Origin of the sequence: Pseudomonas sp. NPDC089741 (assembly GCF_044748825.1) — a bacterium.
Taxonomy (GTDB): Bacteria; Pseudomonadota; Gammaproteobacteria; order Pseudomonadales; family Pseudomonadaceae; genus Aquipseudomonas; species Aquipseudomonas helmanticensis.
The window spans coordinates 50307-52219 of the sequence record NZ_JBIVGT010000038.1 but is presented as its reverse complement, the minus strand read 5'-3'; the positions used below and the strand labels follow the sequence as shown (position 1 = coordinate 52219).

Genomic DNA, 1913 nt, shown 5'->3' with positions numbered 1-1913 from the left:
CCCCGCCGCAGAGCACCGTCGCATGGTGCCTTCTCTTGACCCCCGACGCCTGGCATCCAGAGCTACCTTCAGTCATTACCGGGGTCAACATCCTCGCGGCAAAAGAGCACTTGAAGACGTCGGTTTTTAAGGGTTGCGGATGTTAACCCCTCATCGCTCGGAATGCAAAGCCTCTGATCGAAAACCGCTGGTCGGGGCATCCCGCGACGACTATTATGCGCGCCTTCGAATTCAGCCTAAACAAGGCGCAAACCCATGCTAGTACTGGGATTAGAAACCTCCTGCGACGAAACCGGCGTCGCATTATATGACAGTGAACGCGGCCTGCTGGCCGACGCACTGTTCAGCCAGATCGACCTGCACCGCGCTTATGGCGGTGTGGTGCCGGAACTCGCCTCGCGTGACCACGTCAAGCGCATGCTGCCCTTGATTCGTCAGGTGTTGGCCGAGGCTGACTGTGTGCCGACCGAGATCGATGCAATCGCCTATACCGCGGGTCCCGGCCTGGTTGGCGCGCTGTTGGTCGGTGCTTCCTGCGCTCAGGCGCTGGCGTTTGCCTGGGGCATTCCGGCGCTTGGCGTGCACCACATGGAAGGGCATTTGCTCGCGCCGATGCTGGAGCCAGAACCGCCGGAATTCCCGTTCGTCGCTTTGTTGGTCTCCGGCGGTCATACGCAGCTGGTTCAGGTCGATGGCATCGGTCAATACAGCCTGCTCGGCGAGACACTCGACGACGCTGCCGGTGAAGCATTCGACAAAACCGCGAAGATGATGGGCCTCAATTATCCGGGTGGGCCGGAAATCGCCAAGTTGGCGGAGAAGGGCGTCGCAGGACGTTTCACCTTCCCGCGTCCGATGTGCGATCGCCCTGGTCTGCAATTCAGCTTCAGTGGTCTGAAAACCTCTGCGCTCAACGCCTGGCAGCAGTGCGTCAGCGCCGGGGACGACAACGAGCAAGCCCGTTGCGACATCGCGCTGGCGTTCCAGCAGGCCGTGGTGGAGACTTTGACCATCAAGTGCAAGCGCGCCCTGAAACAGGCGGGCATGAAGCGTCTGGTGATTGCTGGCGGCGTCAGTGCCAACAAGGCCTTGCGCGTTTCGCTGGAGAAAATGCTCGGCGACATGAAGGGCGATGTGTTTTATGCCCGTCCCGAATTCTGCACCGACAACGGCGCGATGATCGCGTTTGCCGGTTGCCAGCGTTTGCAGGCCGGTCAGCAGGAAAGCCTGGCGATCAGCGTGCAGGCACGTTGGCCGATGGAGCAGTTGTCGGCGTTGTGATGAGCGGCGCTCATGAGCGGTATTTAAAAATGCCGTTCGCGCCCGGCAAACAGGTCGCGTAGATTGCCGCGGTGACGCCAGACGATCAGCAGTGTCAGCGCGCTCATCGGCAACAGCGCCTCCGGCTCCTGCCAGGCCAGCAACGGCAGGGTCAGTGGCGTGGCGATCAGCGCTGCGAGCGAGCTGGTGCGGGTCAGGTAAAACGTCAGCAACCAGGCGCATACTGCCAGCAGCGCGGCGGGGGGATACAGACCCAGCAGCATGCCGGCAGCGGTGGCGACGCCTTTGCCGCCACGGAAGCGAAAATATAGCGGGAACAGGTGACCGATCACGGCACACACGCCGATCCACGCCTGATCCTGAAGAGAAAGGCCCACAGCCGCTGCGATCAGCACCGGCACGAGGCCTTTGCACAGATCACCCAGCAAGGTCAGGATCGCCAGTTTGCGACCGACCAGGCGCAGCATGTTGGTGGCGCCGGCATTACCCGAGCCACTCATTCGCGGATCCGGATTTCCGGTCAGGCGGCTGAGCAAAATGGCGAAGGACAGCGAGCCGAGCAGGTAGGCGAGAGTCGCCAGTAACCAAAACATGCTAACTATTCCGGGCGAGGACGCCCTGAGTCTAACGGC

2 protein-coding genes are annotated in these 1913 nt (G+C 61.6%); one reads left to right on the top strand and one right to left on the bottom strand.

The annotated features are described in order from the left end of the window. Positions 1-255: 255 nt before the first annotated feature. Positions 256-1281, top strand: coding sequence for a tRNA (adenosine(37)-N6)-threonylcarbamoyltransferase complex transferase subunit TsaD (gene tsaD, locus ACIPZE_RS25295; RefSeq protein WP_283438572.1), 1026 nt, complete (start codon positions 256-258; stop codon positions 1279-1281). 23 nt (positions 1282-1304) lie between these two features. On the opposite strand, the gene plsY is transcribed toward tsaD, so the two are convergent. Further along, on the bottom strand, positions 1305-1874 hold the full coding sequence (gene plsY / locus ACIPZE_RS25290; RefSeq protein WP_129395768.1) for a glycerol-3-phosphate 1-O-acyltransferase PlsY: 570 nt from the start codon (positions 1872-1874) through the stop codon (positions 1305-1307). Positions 1875-1913: the final 39 nt, after the last annotated feature.